This is a genomic window from Streptomyces sp. NPDC051907, assembly GCF_040681075.1.
Taxonomy (GTDB): Bacteria; Actinomycetota; Actinomycetes; order Streptomycetales; family Streptomycetaceae; genus Streptomyces.
Window position 1 is genome coordinate 1 of the sequence record NZ_JBFAYB010000033.1, and the last position, 16819, is coordinate 16819.

Below are 16819 nucleotides of genomic sequence, written 5' to 3' on the forward strand. Positions count from 1 at the left end.
ACGAGTTGGGCGAGTGGCTCTCGGCCGCGCAGGCCCGGGTGCCGGTCAAGGCCGTCGACCAGCCGCGCGTCGTGCTGTTCGCCGGCGACCACGGGCGCTCCTTCAGCGGGATCAGCGCGTTGTCGGTGATGTGGATGCCCTCCGGGCACACCTCCGTACAGCACTTCGTGATGTTGCAGTACCCCAGGCCGTGCTCGTCCTGGGCCGTCTTCTTGCGGTCCAGGCCGGTCTCCTCCGCCGCGTCCAGCGGGTGCATGTCCAGCTCGGCCACCCGCATGAGGAAGCGCGGGCCTGCGAACGCCGTCTTGTTCTCCTCGTGGTCGCGCACCACATGGCAGGTGTCCTGGCACAGGAAGCACTCGATGCACTTGCGGAACTCCTGCGAGCGGTCCACGTCCATCTGCTGCATCCGGTAGTCGCCCGCCTTCACCCCCGGCGGCGGCACGAAGGAGGGGACCTCCCGCGCCTTCGCGTAGTTGAAGGACACGTCCGTCACCAGGTCCCGCACCACCGGGAAGGCCCGCAGCGGGGTCACCGTGATCGTCTCCTCGCGCGAGAAGACCGACATCCGGGTCATGCACATCAGACGCGGCCGGCCGTTGATCTCCGCGCTGCACGAGCCGCACTTGCCCGCCTTGCAGTTCCAGCGGACCGCGAGGTCGGAGGCCTGGGTGGCCTGGAGGCGGTGGATGATGTCGAGCACGACCTCGCCGTCGTTCACCTCGACGGCGAAGTCCTCCAGCTCCCCGCCCTCCTGGTCGCCCCGCCAGACCCGGAAGGCCGCTTTGTAGCTGCTCACTCGTAGAGCTCCTCTTCGGCCAGGTACTTGACCAGCTCCTCCTTCTCGAAGAGGGCGAGCAGGTCGGGACGGATGGGCTCGGTCGTCGTACGGGTCAGCTCGATCTGGCCGCGCTCCGGGTCGGCGGCCGCCGGGTCCCCGGTCGGGTCGGCCAGCCGGCAGAGCAGATTGACCCGCCGCCACTCGCGCTCCATGGCGGGACAGTCCTCGCGGGTGTGGCCGCCGCGGCTCTCCGTGCGCTCCAGCGCGGCGCGTGCGACGCACTCGCTGACCAGCAGCATGTTCCGCAGGTCCAGCGCCAGGTGCCAGCCGGGGTTGAACTGCCGATGGCCCTCCACCCCGGCCCGCCGCGCCCGGGCCCGCAGCTCGGCGAGCTTGTCCAGGGCGTGCGCCATCTCGCCCTCGCGCCGGATGATGCCGACCAGGTCGTTCATCGCCTGCTGGAGCTCTTGGTGGAGGGTGTACGGATTCTCCGGCTGCGCGCCCTGCTCGGGCCCCTCCGCGCTGAACGGACGCAGCGCCTCCGCCGCGGCCGCGTCGATCTGGGCCTCCTCCACCGGCGGGCGCACGGCGAGCCCCTGGGCGTACTCCGCGGCGTGCTGACCCGCCCGACGGCCGAAGACCAGCAGGTCGGAGAGCGAATTGCCGCCGAGGCGGTTGGAGCCGTGCATACCGCCCGCGACCTCGCCCGCCGCGAAGAGGCCGGGCACGCCGACCGCCGCCGCGGTGTCGGACTCGACGGCGATGCCGCCCATCACGTAGTGGCAGGTGGGGCCGACCTCCATCGCCTCGGCCGTGATGTCGACGTCCGCCAGCTCCTTGAACTGGTGGTACATCGACGGGAGCCGGCGCCGGATGACCTCGGCCGGCATCCGGGTCGAGACGTCGAGGAACACTCCGCCGTGCGGGGAGCCGCGGCCCGCCTTCACCTCGGCGTTGATGGCCCGCGCCACCTCGTCGCGCGGCAGCAGCTCGGGAGGGCGCCGGTTGTTGTCCGGGTCCTCGTACCAGCGGTCGCCCTCCTCCTCCGACTGCGCGTACTTCTCCTTGAACACGTCGGGGACGTAGTCGAACATGAACCGCTTGCCCTCGGAGTTGCGCAGCACTCCGCCGTCGCCGCGCACCGACTCGGTGACCAGGATCCCCTTCACCGACGGCGGCCAGACCATCCCGGTCGGATGGAACTGCACGAACTCCATGTTGAGCAGCGGGGCGCCGGCGAGCAGCGCCAGCGCGTGCCCGTCCCCGGTGTACTCCCAGGAGTTCGAGGTGACCTTGAAGGACTTGCCGATCCCTCCGGTGGACAGCACGACCGAGGGCGCCTCCAGGACGAAGAAGCGGCCGGACTCGCGCTCGTAGCAGAAGGTCCCCGAGACCTTCTCCCCGTCCTTGAGGATGTGCGTGACCGTGCACTCCTGGAAGACCTTGAGCCGGGCCTCGTACTCCCCGAACTCCTCCTTGTCCTCCTGCTGCAGCGAGACGATCTTCTGCTGGAGGGTGCGGATCAGCTCCAGGCCGGTCCGGTCGCCGACGTGGGCGAGGCGGGGGTACTCGTGGCCGCCGAAGTTGCGCTGGGAGATCTTGCCGTCTTTCGTGCGGTCGAAGAGCGCGCCCCAGGTCTCCAGCTCCCAGACCCGGTCGGGGGCCTCGCGGGCGTGCAGCTCGGCCATCCGCCACTGGTTGAGGAACTTCCCGCCCCGCATCGTGTCGCGGAAGTGGACCTGCCAGTTGTCGCCGGCGTTCACATTGCCCATGGAGGCGGCGATGCCGCCCTCGGCCATCACCGTGTGGGCCTTGCCGAACAGGGACTTGCAGATCACCGCCGTACGGGCGCCCCGCTCGCGCGCCTCGATGGCGGCGCGCAGGCCGGCGCCGCCCGCTCCCACGACGACGACGTCCCACTGCTGCCGTTCGAGCTGCGTCATGTCAGGCACCCTCCATCTAGAACAGCCTCGGATCGTCGAAGGCGCCGGACGCGACGAGATACACGTAGAAGTCGGCGAGCGCGACGCTGATCAGCGACGCCCACGCCAGCACCATGTGCCGGTCGTTGAGCCTGCCGACCATGCCCCAGAGGCGGTAGCGCACCGGGTGCTTGGAGAAGTGCCTCAGCCGGCCGCCGACGATGTGCCGGCAGGAGTGGCAGGAGAGGGTGTACGCCCAGATCAGCACGATGTTGATCAGGAAGACGATGGTGCCGAGGCCCATGTGGCCCCAGGCGTACTCCTCGTCGCGGAAGGCGAGCACGGTGTCGTACGTGAGGATTCCGGCGACGGGGAGGGCGGTGTAGAAGAAGTACCGGTGGATGTTCTGCAGGATCAGCGGGAAGCGGGTCTCGCCGGTGTACTTCTTGTGCGGCTCGGCGACCGCGCAGGCCGGGGGAGAGGCCCAGAATCCCCGGTAGTAGGCCTTGCGGTAGTAGTAGCAGGTCAGCCGGAAGCCCAACGGGAAGATCAGGATCAGCAGGGCGGGGGACAGGCCCCACCAGCTGCCGAAGATCTCCCAGTTGGGCCCGCCGCGCATCGGCTCGCAGTTCTCGGCGAGACAGGGCGAGTAGAAGGGCGACACGTACGGCGCCGCGTAGTAGTCGGCGTTGGCGAACGCCCGCCACGTCGAGTAGACGACGAAGGCGAGCAGCCCGCCGGCGGTCAGCGCCGGGGCGAGCCACCAGCGGTCCGTCCGCAGATGGCGGGGGCCGATGGCCGCGCGCGTCGCGCCGTGTACGCCCGTATTGATTTGTGGTGGTTCGGTACCTGTGGCCAACGAAGGCTCCGTATGGAGTGGATTCGGGTATGGCTCCGGTCTGCCTGCCTTCTGCGGGCCGGGCCGTCAGGGGGCGTGCCGGTCGCGGGCGCCCAGTCCCTCGTCGTCCGAGTCCGTCCATAGCGCGTGGTTGTACGGAGCGTCCGGGATGGTCACCAGTTCGGTGCGGCCCGGGGTCTTCTGCTCGGCGCGCGGGGCCGGCCCGGCGGCACGCAGCTGATCGACGGTCTGCTCCAGCTGCGCCACGCGCTGGACGAGCTCGTCCAGGCGCTGCTGCATCGCCGTCAGGTCTTCCTGCTGGGACATGACTTGCCCTCACTTCCGCAGGGTGCGGTGGCATCGCTCATGCGCCTGCGAGTGTCGCGCGTCACATCCCCGCTTGTGAAGGGGACGTACGGGGATTCCCGGTGCATGCGCTGACAGCGCGCCCCTTGTGGTTCCGATCTCACTCCCACCAGTTTCTCCCTTCTTGCGGCGGTATGGCCGATTCTCCGTTGGGCCGCATGGGTGGCCTTGCGCCAAGGCGTCGCCGTGTCGCCGCCACCCTGTGTGCCCTGTCGACTTCAGTGAGTGGGAATCGGTGTGATCATCTCTAAATTCCACAAACCAGGACGAAGAGGTACAAGCCATGTCCCAGGTCGACGCGCTACGCGGGAGGACATGCTCCCGAACGCTCCGCTCCGTCGCGCTGCTCGCCGGCGGAGTGCTCGCGCTGCCCGCCCTGGCGGGCTGCAGCTCCGGCGACGGCGAGAGCGACGCCAAGGCCGCGGCCCAGGACATCGCCCCTGCCGCCCGCGACCGGATCAAGGACGGAGGCACACTGCGCTGGGCGGTCGACGCGATGCCCACCACGCTCAACGCCTTCCAGGCTGACGCGGACGCCACGACGAACCGGATCGCCGGGGCCGTGCTCCCCGCCCTGTTCACCCTGGACGCGCGCGGCCGCCCGCAGCGCAATGCCGACTATCTGGAGTCGGCCGAGATCGTCGACCGCGAGCCGAAGCAGGTCGTGCTCTACAAGCTCAACCAGGAAGCGGTCTGGAGCGACGGCCGGGAGATCGGCGCGTCCGACTTCGTCTCCCAGCAGCGGGCGCTGAGCGGCAAGGACTCCGCGTACTGGACCGCGCGCAACGCGGGCTACGAGCGGATCGAGAAGATCGAGCGCGGCGGCAACGACCTCGAGGTCAAGGTCACCTTCGACAAGCCGTACGCCGACTGGCAGTCCCTGTTCACCCCGCTCTACCCCAAGGAGGTGACCGCGACCCCGACCGCCTTCAACGACAAGGCCCGCAGCGCCCTCAAGACCACGGCGGGCCCCTTCCGGCTGGACAAGGTCGACGCCAAGGCGGGCACGGCCACCCTCGTCCGCAACACCCGCTGGTGGGGAGACCAGGCCAAGCTGGACACCCTGGTGCTGACGGCCGTGCCGCGCGACAAGCGCGCCGCCGCGCTCGCCGCGGGCAAGGTCGACATCGCCGACATCGACCGCAAGACGGCCGACCGCATCTTTCTGGCCACCCGGGACGCAGGCGCGGGCGGCACCCCGCTCGCCCACGGCCCGGCCGCCGACGTCACCCCCGCCGACGCGCTGAAGTCCTGGGCGGCGGCCAACGGCTCCGACGAGGAGAAGGCCGAGGCCGCGCTCAAGGCCCGCGAGGCCGCCGAGAAGGCGGCCGTCGCGTACGCCGCCGAGCAGGAGGGCCTGCGCGGCTACGTCGTACGGAAGTCGCTGGAGCCCGCCTACACCCAGCTCGCGCTGAACGGCGAGTCCGGGCCGCTCGCCGACGACCGGGTCCGCCGGGCCGTGGCCCGCGCGCTGGACCGTCAGGAGATCGCCGACGCCGTGCTCGCCCCGCTGGGGCTGCCCGCGGTCCCGCCCGGCAGCCATCTGGCGCTGGCCGGCCAGCGGGCCTACACCGACAACAGCGGAGCGCTCGGCGAGCAGAGCGCCCAGGAGGCGCAGGCGCTGCTGGCCGACGCGGGCTGGGTGCCCGGCGCGGCGCGCAAGCCGGCCGTCCCGGCCAAGGCGAAGCCCAGCAAGGCCGAGAAAGAACAGCAGAAGAAGAAAGAGGACACCGCGTCCGACGAGGGGATGTACATCGTCGGCGACGACAAGCCCGCCGCGGGCCGCGAGGCCGGCGACACCCGCATCCTCGCGCCCGCGCCGGCCGAGGCCCTGGAGGGCATGGCCGTCCAGCGCAGGGCGGCCTCCGCGTCTGCCTCAGCCTCGGCCTCTGCTTCTGCCTCTACCGGCGAAGCCAGGGGCGGCAAGGACGCCGAGGACGCCGAGGCCCGCACCCAGGCGAAGGAGAAGGGCGGCATGGCCGGCGCGTACGCCCCCCGCGGCACCGCGGCCCCCGCGCCCGCCCCGGCCGCCGGCAAAGGCGGCCCGCTCCGCAAGAACGGCAAGACGCTGACCTTGCGTTTCGTGCTCCCCTCCGGCCCCGGCTCGGAGTCGCTGCACACCGTGGGCGGCAAGATCGCCCATATGCTCGACCAGATCGGCGTGAAGACCGAGATCGCCAAGGTCTCCGACGAGAGCTACTTCAAGGACCACATCGCCTCCGGCGAGTACGACCTGGCGCTCTACTCCTGGCCCGCCACCGCCTACCCGGCCACCGACGCCCGCCCGATCTTCGCCAAGCCGGAGCCCGCCGCCGACGGCTCGCTGCTGGTGGAGCAGAACTACACCCGCGTCGGCACCGACTACATCGACCAGCTCTTCGCCCAGGCGGCCTCCGAGCTGGACGAGGACGAGTCCCGCGACCTGATGCGCAGGGCGGACGCCCGGATCTGGGCGGCAGCCGGGTCCATCCCGCTCTACCAGCGTCCCGAGCTGGTCGCGGCCAAGCCCAGGCTGGCCAACGCGGGCGCCTTCGGCTTCGCGGCGCCCCGCTATCAGGACATCGGGTTCAAGAAGTCGCAAACCGCGAAGGCGGCGAAGAAGTAGCAGGTCGCAACCTCAGAACTGCCTCAAGTTCCTTGCCCGCCGGCGACGCCGGCGGGCAGGATCGGGCCACCCATTGACCTGGCTCCACGCACCATCCCGCGTATCCCCCACACCCTCTGTGGTTCATCTCCCGATCGGCCCGGCAAGCCGCCCGCGCGGCGGCCCCGTACCATGGGACTCAGCCGTGGCGTGTCCGCCCGGCGGGCGGACGAGGCTACGACCGTCAGACGCCTGATCCCACGATCGAGAGAAGCGCCAGTCAGCATGCCCACGCGCCACGACATCCGTAACGTCGCCATCGTCGCCCACGTCGACCACGGCAAGACCACCCTGGTCGACGCCATGCTGAAGCAGGCCGGCGCCTTCGCCGCGCACGCCGCCGAGCACCTCGACGACCGCATGATGGACTCGAACGACCTGGAGCGTGAGAAGGGCATCACGATCCTGGCGAAGAACACCGCCGTCAAGTACCACCCCAAGGACGGCGGGGCCCCGATCACCATCAACATCATCGACACCCCCGGCCACGCCGACTTCGGCGGCGAGGTCGAGCGCGGCCTGTCGATGGTGGACGCGGTCGTCCTCCTCGTCGACGCCTCCGAGGGCCCGCTCCCGCAGACCCGCTTCGTGCTGCGCAAGGCGCTCGCGGCGAAGATGCCCGTCATCCTCTGCATCAACAAGACGGACCGCCCGGACTCCCGGATCGCCGAGGTCGTCGACGAGACGTACGACCTGTTCCTGGACCTGGACGCGACCGAGGAGCAGATCGAGTTCCCGATCGTCTACGCCTGCGCCCGTGACGGCGTCGCCTCGCTGACCAAGCCCGAGGACGGCACCGTCCCGACGGACAGCGACAGCCTGGAGCCGTTCTTCTCCACGATCCTCGACGCCGTCCCGGCCCCCGAGTACGACGAGGCCGCGCCGCTGCAGGCGCACGTCACCAACCTCGACGCCGACAACTTCCTCGGCCGTATCGCGCTGCTCCGCGTCGAGCAGGGCGAGCTGAAGAAGGGGCAGACCGTCGCCTGGATCAAGCGCGACGGCACGATGTCCAACGTCCGCATCACCGAGCTGATGATGACCGAGGCGCTCACCCGCAAGCCGGCCGAGAAGGCGGGCCCGGGCGACATCTGCGCGGTCGCGGGCATCCCCGAGATCATGATCGGCGAGACGCTGGCCGACCCGGAGAACCCGATCGCGCTGCCGCTGATCACGGTCGACGAGCCCGCGATCTCGATGACCATCGGCACCAACACCTCGCCGCTGGTCGGCAAGGGCGGCAAGGGCCACAAGGTCACCGCCCGTCTGGTGAAGGACCGCCTGGACCGCGAGCTGATCGGCAACGTCTCGCTGCGCGTGCTGCCGACCGAGCGCCCCGACGCCTGGGAGGTGCAGGGCCGCGGCGAGCTGGCGCTGGCCATCCTCGTCGAGACCATGCGCCGGGAGGGCTTCGAGCTGACCGTCGGCAAGCCCGAGGTGGTCACCAAGGAGATCAACGGCAAGCTGCACGAGCCGATCGAGCGCATGACGATCGACTCCCCCGAGGAGCACCTCGGCGCGATCACGCAGCTGATGGCGACCCGCAAGGGCCGCATGGAGACGATGACCAACCACGGCTCCGGCTGGATCCGCATGGAGTGGATCGTTCCGTCGCGTGGCCTCATCGGCTTCCGCACGGAGTTCCTGACGCAGACCCGCGGCACCGGCATCGCGCACTCCATCTTCGAGGGCCACGAGCCGTGGTTCGGCGAGCTGCGCACCCGTAACAACGGCTCGCTGGTCGCCGACCGCCCGGGCACGGTGACGCCGTTCGCGATGATCAACCTCCAGGAGCGGGGCGTCATCTTCACGGAGGCCGGCACCGAGGTCTACGAGGGCATGATCATCGGTGAGAACTCGCGCTCCGACGACATGGACGTGAACATCACCAAGGAGAAGAAGCTCACCAACATGCGCGCCGCGTCCGCGGACACCACGGAGAACGTGGTGCCGCCGCGCAAGCTGTCGCTGGAGCAGTCCCTGGAGTTCTGCCGCGACGACGAGTGCATCGAGGTGACCCCGGAGACCGTTCGCATCCGCAAGGTCGTCCTGGACCAGAAGGAGCGCGGCCGCACCGCCTCGCGCGCCAAGCGCAACTGACGCGCCTGACGAGTCCTCAGAGAACGGCCCGGCTCCCCGCGGAAAGCGCGGGGAGCCGGGCCGTTCGTCAATTCCTTTTCCTGGCCCAAGTGTCCGGATATCGACCTCGGCACTCCGGAACATGTATTAACGGTCCGTTTCGAGGGTGTCTGTCTGGACTCGCTTTGTCCGGATTTCGGGCGGCGGAGATCCGTCGATGTTGTCAAAACGAGACCCTTTAAGTGTGGTTTACGGCCCGACCGTACTTAATAGTTGGCTCCATTGAGCTCGGGTCAATGGGTCAGACGCTGTGGGGAGCGCCGACTCACGAGCACACTCGGGGCATGTGAAACGAGCGTCGTCAGGGGTGTCGGCGCGCGCCTTCTTTGCCCTTCTTGTAGTGATAAGTGGACTCATGAGGAGGAACCCATGCGCGGTGCCAAGAGCGCCAAGTGGGTAGCGGGTGCGATCGTCGTCGCCCTGGCAGCGACCGCCTGTGGCGGCGGCAGCGACAAGAGCGATGACATGAACGCTGGCAAGGCGGATCCCAACGGGATCCTGATTGCCCAGCTGAGCGAGCCGCAGAACCCGCTGCAGCCGGCGAACGCCAAGGAGAGCCAGGGCAGTCGCGTGCTGCGCGCGATCTTCTCCGGCCTCGTCGACTACGAGCCGGGCACCGGCAAGCTCGTCTACGTCAACGCCGAGTCGGTCACCCCCAACGAGGACTCGTCGGTCTGGACCGTCAAGCTCAAGCAGGGCTGGAAGTTCCACGACGGCACGCCGGTCACCGCGAAGTCCTACGTGGACTCGTGGAACTGGTCCGCCAACGTCAAGAACAACCAGACCAACTCCAGCTGGTTCCAGGACATCAAGGGCTACGAGGACGTCCACCCCGAGAAGGGTGACCCCAAGGCCACTGAGATGTCCGGTCTGAAGGTCGTCGACGAGAGCACCTTCACCATCTCCCTCACCGGCTCGGTCTCGTACTTCGCGTACAAGCTCGGCTACGACGTCTGGGCGCCGCTGCCCGAGGGCTTCTTCAAGGACCCGAAGGGCTACGGCGAGAAGCCGGTCGGCAACGGTCCCTACAAGTTCGAGACCTGGGACCACAAGAAGGTCATCAAGGTCCGCAAGTTCGATGGCTACACCGGGCCGAACAAGGCCAAGAACGGCGGCATCGACTTCAAGAACTACACCACCGCCGAGGCCGCCTACTCGGCCCTGCGCTCGGACCAGCTCGACTGGATCGAGCAGGTCCCGGTCACCTCGCTGAAGAACTACAAGCAGGACCTCGGCGACCGCGCGATCGACCAGGAGTACTCCGCGGTCCAGTCGATCGTCCCGGCGTTCTACACGGACCAGTTCAAGGACATCAACCCCAAGGTCATCCAGGGTCTGTCCATGGCGATCGACCGTGACACGATCACCAAGACGGTCCTCAACGGCACGCGTACCCCGGCCGACTCCTACGTCGCCCGCGGTGTGCTCGGCTACAAGGCCGGCGCGCTGGGCGACGTCGTGAAGTTCGACCCGGCCAAGGCCAAGGCCCTCATCAAGGAGGGCGGCGGCGTTCCGGGCAACAAGATCTCGATCCAGTTCAACGCCGACCAGCCGCACAAGCCGTGGGTCGACGCGGTCTGCAACTCGATCCGTCAGAGCACGGGCGTCGAGTGCATCGGCGACTCCAAGCCGGACTTCCAGGCCGACCTGAACGCGCGTGACAACAAGCAGGTCAAGTCCATGTACCGCGGTGGCTGGGTGCTCGACTACCCGGTCAACTCGAACTTCATGCGCGACCTGTACGGCACCACGGCCGCCGGTAACACCAGCGGTTACTCCAACAAGGAGTTCGACGAGCTGTCCGACAAGGCCGACAAGGCCAAGACGCTCGACGAGACGGTGAAGATGTACCAGGAGGCGGAGCAGCTCCTGAAGAACAACATGCCGGCCATCCCGCTGTGGTTCTACAAGAACAACTCGGGTCAGTCCAAGAACGTATTCGGCAAGATCGTCTACGGTCAGGACGGCGACCCCCTCTTCACCGACGTCCAGGTGAAGGCCAAGAAGTAAGCATCGGGAACCGAGGCCGGTGTCGCTGCTCCGGGAGGAGCGGCGGCACCGGCCCTCAGGCGTAGGCCCGGGGCTCTCCCCCACACCCCGCGGCGGAGAACACTCTGACTAGGCCATCGCCGACCCCTCACGGCATGGAGGCATGATGGGGCGTTACGTCGCAAGGCGACTGCTCCAGATGATCCCGGTGTTCATCGGGACCACTCTGTTGATTTTCCTCATGGTCCACATCCTTCCCGGCGACCCAATCCGGGCGATGTGGGGAGACAAGGCAGCCGACCCCGCACAGGTCGCGCAGCTGCGCCATGAGTTCGGGCTCGACCAGCCCTTGTGGAAGCAGTACATCGATTACATGCTCGACCTGTTCCAGGGCGACTTCGGCAAGACCTTCGGCGGTCGTCCCGTCAGCGAGGAGATGGCCGGGGCCTTCCCTGTCACGCTTCGGCTGACCGCGGTCGCGCTCATCATCGAGATGATCGTCGGTCTCGGCCTCGGCGCATGGGCCGGTCTGAAGGCCGGCAAGGCGCCCGACAGCGGCGTCCTGATCTTCACCCTGATCGTCATCTCGATCCCGGTGTTCATCCTCGGCTACCTGGCCCGCTTCCTCTTCGCCGACACACTCGGCTGGGTCGCGCCAAACGTCGAAGACTCCATGGACATCAGCCAGTTGTTCCTACCTGGCTTCGTCCTGGCCATGCTCTCCATGGCCTACGTCGCACGGCTGACGCGCACGACCTTCGCCGAGAACCTGCGCGCGGACTACATGCGCACGGCGCTCGCCAAGGGCCTGCCGCGCCGCCGCATCGTCGGCGTCCACCTGCTGCGCAACTCACTGATCCCCGTGGTCACCTTCCTCGGCACCGACATCGGCGGCTTCATCGGCGGCGCCGTCGTCACCGAGGGCATCTTCAACGTCCAGGGCGTCGGCAACCTGCTGTACAAGGCGCTTCAGCAGCGCGAGGGCGCCACCATCGTCGGTGTGGTCACCGTCTTCGTCCTGATCATTCTTGTGATCAACTTGATCGTCGACCTGCTGTACGCGGTCCTGGACCCGAGGATCCGGTATGCCTGACGTGACCAAGGCCACGACCGTCGACGCGAAGGTCGACGCCATCGCGCCCCCGAAGGCCGAAGCGGCCGCCGAGGCGCCGAAGAAGCAGGGCAAGCCCCGCGGACTGTGGGGCGACGCCTGGTACGACCTGCGCCACCGCCCGATGTTCTGGGTCTCGGCGACGCTGCTCGCCCTGCTGATCGTGATCGCGGCCTTCCCCGGCTGGTTCACCAGCGCCGACCCCCGGGCCGGCGATCTGACCAACCACTATCTGACCAAGCCGGAGCTGGGGCACTTCTTCAGCGCCGAGTGGTTCGGATACGACGCCCAGGGGCGCTCGATCTACGCGCGTGTCGTCTACGGCACCCGGGCGTCGATCCTCGTCGGCGTCGGCGTGACCCTGGTGATCACCTTCTTCGGCGGTCTGATGGGTCTGCTCTCCGGCTACTTCGGAGGCTGGCTCGACTCGATCATCTCCCGTATCACCGACATCTTCTTCGGCATCCCCTTCCTGCTCGGCTCGATGGTCGTCCTGAACGCCTTCACCGAGCGCAAGGTGTTCGTCGTGATCCTGGCGCTGGCCTTCCTCGGCTGGACCTCGATCTGTCGAGTGACCCGTTCCTCGGTGATCACGGCGAAGCAGGCGGACTATGTGACGGCGGCCCGCGCCCTCGGCGCAGGCACCAGCCGGATGCTGTTCCGCCATGTCCTGCCGAACGCGCTCGCCCCCACCATCGTCGTCGCCACCATCTCCCTCGGCGGCTTCATCTCGGCCGAGGCCACCCTGTCCTACCTCGGACTCGGTCTCGCCGACCCGACGATCTCCTGGGGCATCGACATCGCGTCCGGCAGCGAAGAGATCCGTAACAACGTTCATGTGCTGCTCTTCCCGGCCGGCATGCTGAGCCTCACGGTCTTCGCGTTCATCATGCTCGGCGACGCGGTCCGCGACGCCCTCGACCCGAAGCTGCGCTGAGGAGGGCGTACGTGACCATCATCGAAGAAACAGCAAGCGTCCCGGCGCCCCGCCACGGTGACTCCGACGGCACTCCGCTGCTCGAAGTCCGCGACCTGCACGTCGAGTTCCACACTCGCGACGGCGTCGCCAAGGCCGTCAACGGCGTCAACTACAGCGTCGACTCCGGCGAGACCCTCGCGGTCCTCGGCGAGTCGGGCTCCGGAAAGTCCGTGACCGCGCAGGCGGTCATGGGCATCCTCGACATGCCGCCCGGCAAGATCCCGCAGGGTCAGATCCTGTACCGCGGGCAGGACATGCTCACCATGAGCTACGAGGAGCGGCGGAAGATCCGCGGCCGGAAGATCGCGATGATCTTCCAGGACGCGCTCTCCTCCCTCAACCCCGTGCTCTCCGTGGGCTACCAGCTCGGCGAGATGTACCGGGTGCACCAGGGCCTGTCCAAGAAGGATGCCAAGGCCAAGGCCATCGAGCTGATGGACAGGGTGAAGATCCCGGCCGCCCAGGCCCGGGTCAACGACTACCCGCACCAGTTCTCCGGCGGTATGCGCCAGCGCATCATGATCGCGATGGCGCTGGCCCTGGAGCCGGACCTGATCATCGCCGACGAGCCCACGACCGCTCTGGACGTGACCGTCCAGGCCCAGGTCATGGACCTGCTCGCCGATCTTCAGCGCGAGTACAACATGGGCCTGATCCTGATCACCCACGACCTCGGCGTCGTCGCCGACGTCGCGGACAAGATCGCGGTCATGTACGCGGGCCGGATCGTGGAGACGGCGCCGGTCGACGAGCTCTACAAGCGACCCGCGCACCCCTACACGCGCGGCCTGCTCGACTCGATCCCGCGCCTGGACCAGAAGGGCCAGGAGCTCTATGCGATCAAGGGCCTGCCGCCCAACCTGCTGAAGATCCCGGCGGGTTGCGCGTTCAACCCGCGCTGTCCCAAGGCGGACGACCTCTGCCGTTCGGAGATTCCGGCCCTCGCGCCGGTGACCGAGCAGGACGGCGCCGAGCTGCCCGGCCGCGGAAGCGCGTGCCACTTCTGGAAGGAGACGATCCATGGCTGAGCTCAAGAAGACTGACGAGCCGACGGACGCCGTGGACGCCACCCCGAACGTCACCGAGGTCGAGACGGTCGACGCGCGCAGCGAGGAAGAGGCCGTCGCCGCTCTGGAGGCGAAGGTCGACCGGGGCGAGCCGATCCTCCAGGTGCGCAACCTGGTCAAGCACTTCCCGCTGACCCAGGGCATCCTCTTCAAGCGGCAGATCGGCGCGGTCAAGGCCGTGGACGGGGTCTCCTTCGACCTCTACCAGGGCGAGACCCTCGGCATCGTCGGCGAGTCCGGCTGTGGCAAGTCCACGGTCGCCAAGCTGCTGATGACGCTGGAGACGGCGACCGCGGGCGAGGTCTTCTTCAAGGGCCAGGACATCACCAAGCTGTCCGGGCGCGCGCTGAAGGCGGTCCGCCGGAACATCCAGATGGTGTTCCAGGACCCGTACACCTCGCTCAATCCGCGTATGACGGTCGGCGACATCATCGGCGAGCCCTTCGACATCCACCCGGAGGTGGCGCCCAAGGGCGACCGCCGCCGCAAGGTGCAGGACCTGCTGGACGTCGTCGGTCTCAACCCGGAGTACATCCACCGGTACCCGCACCAGTTCTCCGGCGGCCAGCGCCAGCGCATCGGCATCGCCCGGGGCCTGGCTCTCAACCCCGAGATCATCATCTGCGACGAGCCGGTCTCCGCGCTCGACGTGTCGGTCCAGGCTCAGGTCATCAACCTGATGGAGAAGCTCCAGGACGAGTTCAACCTCTCCTACCTCTTCATCGCGCACGACCTGTCGATCGTCCGGCACATCTCGGACCGGGTCGGCGTGATGTACCTCGGCAAGATGGCCGAGATCGGCACGGACACACAGATCTACGACCACCCGACGCACCCCTACACCCAGGCGCTGCTGTCGGCGGTCCCGGTGCCCGACCCGGCCGCCCGCGAGGGCCGCGAGCGGATCATCCTCACCGGCGACGTCCCGTCGCCGGCGAACCCGCCGTCCGGCTGCCGCTTCCGCACCCGGTGCTGGAAGGCCGAGGACAAGTGCGCGACCGAGACGCCGCTGCTGGCGATCCCGCAGCGGTTCGTCGGCGCGGACACCCCGGCGGCGCATGAGTCGGCGTGTCACTTCGCCGAGGAGAAGGACGTCGTCCACGCGGCGTAGCCCGTCAGTTCCATACGAAGGACGCCCCGGCCGACAGGCTGGGGCGTCCTTCGTCGTCTGCGCTCGTCCGTACGGGCGTAGAGAATGTGCGCTCTCTTGATGCATGGGGTGATATTTGGGCCTAAGTCGCACCGAGGACTCGGGAGGAACTCCATGCGTTCAGCCACGCACGCCAAGTGGGCCGCATGCGTTGCGGCGGTCGCCCTCGCGGCCTCGGCCTGCGGCGGCGGGAGCGACAGCGGCGGCGGCAGCGGCGCCGACGGGATCGTGAGCTCGTCCTGGGGCGATCCGGCGAACCCGCTGGAGCCGGCCAACACCAACGAGGTGCAGGGCGGCAAGGTCATGGACATGATCTTCCGCGGTCTCAAGCGGTACGACCCCAAGACCGCCGAGGCCAAGGACATGCTCGCCGAGAAGATCGCGACCACCGACGGGATCAGCTTCGCCGTCACGATCAAGGACGGCTGGACCTTCAGCAACGGCGAGAAGGTCACCGCCCAGTCCTTCGTGGACGCCTGGAACTACGGCGCGAACCTGAAGAACAACCAGCGCAACGCGTACTTCTTCGGCTACATCGACGGCTATGAGCAGGTCCACCCGGCCAAGGGCCGGCCCACCGCCGACACCCTGAGCGGCCTCAAGGTCGTCGACGCCCTGAACTTCACGATCAAGCTCAACCAGAAGTTCTCCACCTTCCCCGAGACCCTCGGCTACGCCGCCTTCTCGCCGCTGCCCCAGGCCTTCTTCAGCGACCACGAGGCCTGGCTCGCCAAGCCGATCGGCAACGGCCCCTACGCCGTCGACTCGTACGCCAAGGGCGCGAAGATGGCCCTGCGGAGGTGGGACGGCTACCCCGGTCCTGACAAGGCGCAGAACGGCGGCATCGACCTCAACGTCTACACGGACAACAACACCGCCTACACCGCCCTGACGGCCGGCACCCTCGACCTCGTCGACGACGTGCCCGCCGCACAGCTGCGCAACGTCAAGGCGGACCTCGGGGACCGCTATATCAACACCCCCGCGGGCATCATCCAGACGCTCGCCTTCCCCTTCTACGACAAGGCGTGGGACACGCCCGACGGGGCGAAGGTCCGCACCGGCCTGTCCAGGGCGATCAACCGCCAGCAGATCACCGACACCATCTTCCAGAAGACACGTACGCCCGCGACCGACTGGACCTCGCCCGTCCTCGGCGAGGACGGCGGCTTCAGCACGACGCTGTGCGGCGAGGCCTGCGAATACGACCCCGCCGAGGCGAAGAAGCTGATCGACGAGGGCGGCGGCATCCCCGGCGGCCAGATGAAGCTCACGTACAACGCGGACACCGGCTCGCACAAGGAGTGGGTGGACGCCGTCTGCAACAGCATCAACAACGCGCTCGGCAACGACGGCGCCTGCGTCGGCAACCCGATCGGAACCTTCGCCGACTTCCGCGGCCAGATCACCCAGTCCAAGATGCCCGGGCCCTTTCGGGCCGGCTGGCAGATGGACTACCCGCTGATCCAGAACTTCCTCCAGCCGCTCTACTACACCAACGCCTCGTCCAACGACGGCAAATGGTCCAACGAGCGGTTCGACGACCTGGTCGACCAGGCCAACGCCGAGACCGACCCGGCGAAGGCCGTGGACCTCTTCCAGCAGGCCGAGGAGGTCGTAAGGGACCAGATGGCGGCGATCCCGCTCTGGTACCAGAACGGCAGCGCCGGCTACTCGGAGCGCGTCTCCAACGTGGCGCTGAACCCCTTCAGCCTCCCCGTCTACAACGAGATCAAGGTCGCCTGACGCGGCGGACGGCACCCGGCCCGGCGCGCGCCCCTTGCGCCGGGCCGCACCCATCCCTGGACCGACCGACCGCCCCACCGACCGACT

General features: G+C 68.2%; 12 protein-coding genes. 8 read left to right on the plus strand and 4 right to left on the minus strand.

The window, feature by feature from the left end; genetic code table 11:
* From AB0M39_RS19010 to AB0M39_RS19025, 4 genes are all read right to left on the minus strand, one after another.
* On the minus strand, positions 1-799 hold a 799-nt coding region (locus AB0M39_RS19010), incomplete at its 3' end, for a succinate dehydrogenase/fumarate reductase iron-sulfur subunit (RefSeq protein ID WP_365365704.1).
* Entirely contained in the window at positions 796-2724 is a 1929-nt protein-coding gene (locus tag AB0M39_RS19015) for a fumarate reductase/succinate dehydrogenase flavoprotein subunit (RefSeq protein ID WP_365365706.1), read from the minus strand. The genes AB0M39_RS19010 and AB0M39_RS19015, both read right to left, overlap by 4 nt.
* A gap of 16 nt (positions 2725-2740) precedes the next feature.
* Entirely contained in the window at positions 2741-3562 is an 822-nt protein-coding gene (locus tag AB0M39_RS19020; RefSeq protein WP_365365708.1) for a hypothetical protein, read from the minus strand.
* A 66-nt stretch (positions 3563-3628) separates the two neighbouring features.
* Positions 3629-3868: a hypothetical protein gene (locus tag AB0M39_RS19025; RefSeq protein WP_365365710.1), complete on the minus strand. Its 240-nt coding sequence runs from the start codon at positions 3866-3868 to the stop codon at positions 3629-3631.
* 322 nt (positions 3869-4190) lie between these two features.
* Here AB0M39_RS19025 and AB0M39_RS19030 point away from each other — a divergent pair, with 322 nt between their 5' ends.
* The 8 genes from AB0M39_RS19030 to AB0M39_RS19065 all read left to right on the plus strand — a co-directional run bounded on the left by AB0M39_RS19030 (position 4191) and on the right by AB0M39_RS19065 (position 16732).
* Positions 4191-6512, plus strand: coding sequence for an ABC transporter family substrate-binding protein (locus AB0M39_RS19030; protein WP_365365712.1), 2322 nt, complete (start codon positions 4191-4193; stop codon positions 6510-6512).
* A gap of 264 nt (positions 6513-6776) precedes the next feature.
* On the plus strand, positions 6777-8651 hold the full coding sequence (gene typA / locus AB0M39_RS19035; protein ID WP_365365714.1) for a translational GTPase TypA: 1875 nt from the start codon (positions 6777-6779) through the stop codon (positions 8649-8651).
* Positions 8652-9059: 408 nt separating this feature from the next.
* Complete coding sequence (locus AB0M39_RS19040) at positions 9060-10700, plus strand: ABC transporter substrate-binding protein (RefSeq protein ID WP_365365716.1); 1641 nt, start codon at positions 9060-9062, stop codon at positions 10698-10700.
* Positions 10701-10845: 145 nt separating this feature from the next.
* Entirely contained in the window at positions 10846-11772 is a 927-nt protein-coding gene (locus AB0M39_RS19045; protein ID WP_365365718.1) for an ABC transporter permease, read from the plus strand.
* Positions 11765-12727, plus strand: coding sequence for an ABC transporter permease (locus tag AB0M39_RS19050; protein ID WP_365365720.1), 963 nt, complete (start codon positions 11765-11767; stop codon positions 12725-12727). The genes AB0M39_RS19045 and AB0M39_RS19050 overlap by 8 nt, the downstream gene beginning before the upstream one ends.
* Before the next feature lie 11 nt (positions 12728-12738).
* Positions 12739-13797, plus strand: a complete 1059-nt coding sequence (locus tag AB0M39_RS19055) for an ABC transporter ATP-binding protein (protein WP_365365722.1) — start codon at positions 12739-12741, stop codon at positions 13795-13797.
* Entirely contained in the window at positions 13790-14947 is a 1158-nt protein-coding gene (locus AB0M39_RS19060) for a dipeptide ABC transporter ATP-binding protein (RefSeq protein WP_365365724.1), read from the plus strand. Before AB0M39_RS19055 ends, AB0M39_RS19060 begins: the two co-directional genes overlap by 8 nt.
* Positions 14948-15100: 153 nt before the next feature.
* Positions 15101-16732: an ABC transporter substrate-binding protein gene (locus AB0M39_RS19065; RefSeq protein WP_365365726.1), complete on the plus strand. Its 1632-nt coding sequence runs from the start codon at positions 15101-15103 to the stop codon at positions 16730-16732.
* The last annotated feature ends 87 nt before the right edge of the window (positions 16733-16819 follow it).

Excerpts from the sequence above, each read along its gene's own strand:
- AB0M39_RS19015 (WP_365365706.1), bottom strand. The coding sequence starts at position 2,724 with ATGACGCAGCTCGAACGGCAGCAGTGGGACGTCGTCGTCGTGGGAGCG.
- AB0M39_RS19025 (WP_365365710.1), bottom strand. The coding sequence starts at position 3,868 with ATGTCCCAGCAGGAAGACCTGACGGCGATGCAGCAGCGCCTGGACGAG.
- AB0M39_RS19030 (WP_365365712.1), top strand. The coding sequence starts at position 4,191 with ATGTCCCAGGTCGACGCGCTACGCGGGAGGACATGCTCCCGAACGCTC.
- typA (WP_365365714.1), top strand. The coding sequence starts at position 6,777 with ATGCCCACGCGCCACGACATCCGTAACGTCGCCATCGTCGCCCACGTC.
- AB0M39_RS19040 (WP_365365716.1), top strand. The coding sequence starts at position 9,060 with ATGCGCGGTGCCAAGAGCGCCAAGTGGGTAGCGGGTGCGATCGTCGTC.
- AB0M39_RS19045 (WP_365365718.1), top strand. The coding sequence starts at position 10,846 with ATGGGGCGTTACGTCGCAAGGCGACTGCTCCAGATGATCCCGGTGTTC.
- AB0M39_RS19050 (WP_365365720.1), top strand. The coding sequence starts at position 11,765 with ATGCCTGACGTGACCAAGGCCACGACCGTCGACGCGAAGGTCGACGCC.
- AB0M39_RS19060 (WP_365365724.1), top strand. The coding sequence starts at position 13,790 with ATGGCTGAGCTCAAGAAGACTGACGAGCCGACGGACGCCGTGGACGCC.
- AB0M39_RS19065 (WP_365365726.1), top strand. The coding sequence starts at position 15,101 with ATGCGTTCAGCCACGCACGCCAAGTGGGCCGCATGCGTTGCGGCGGTC.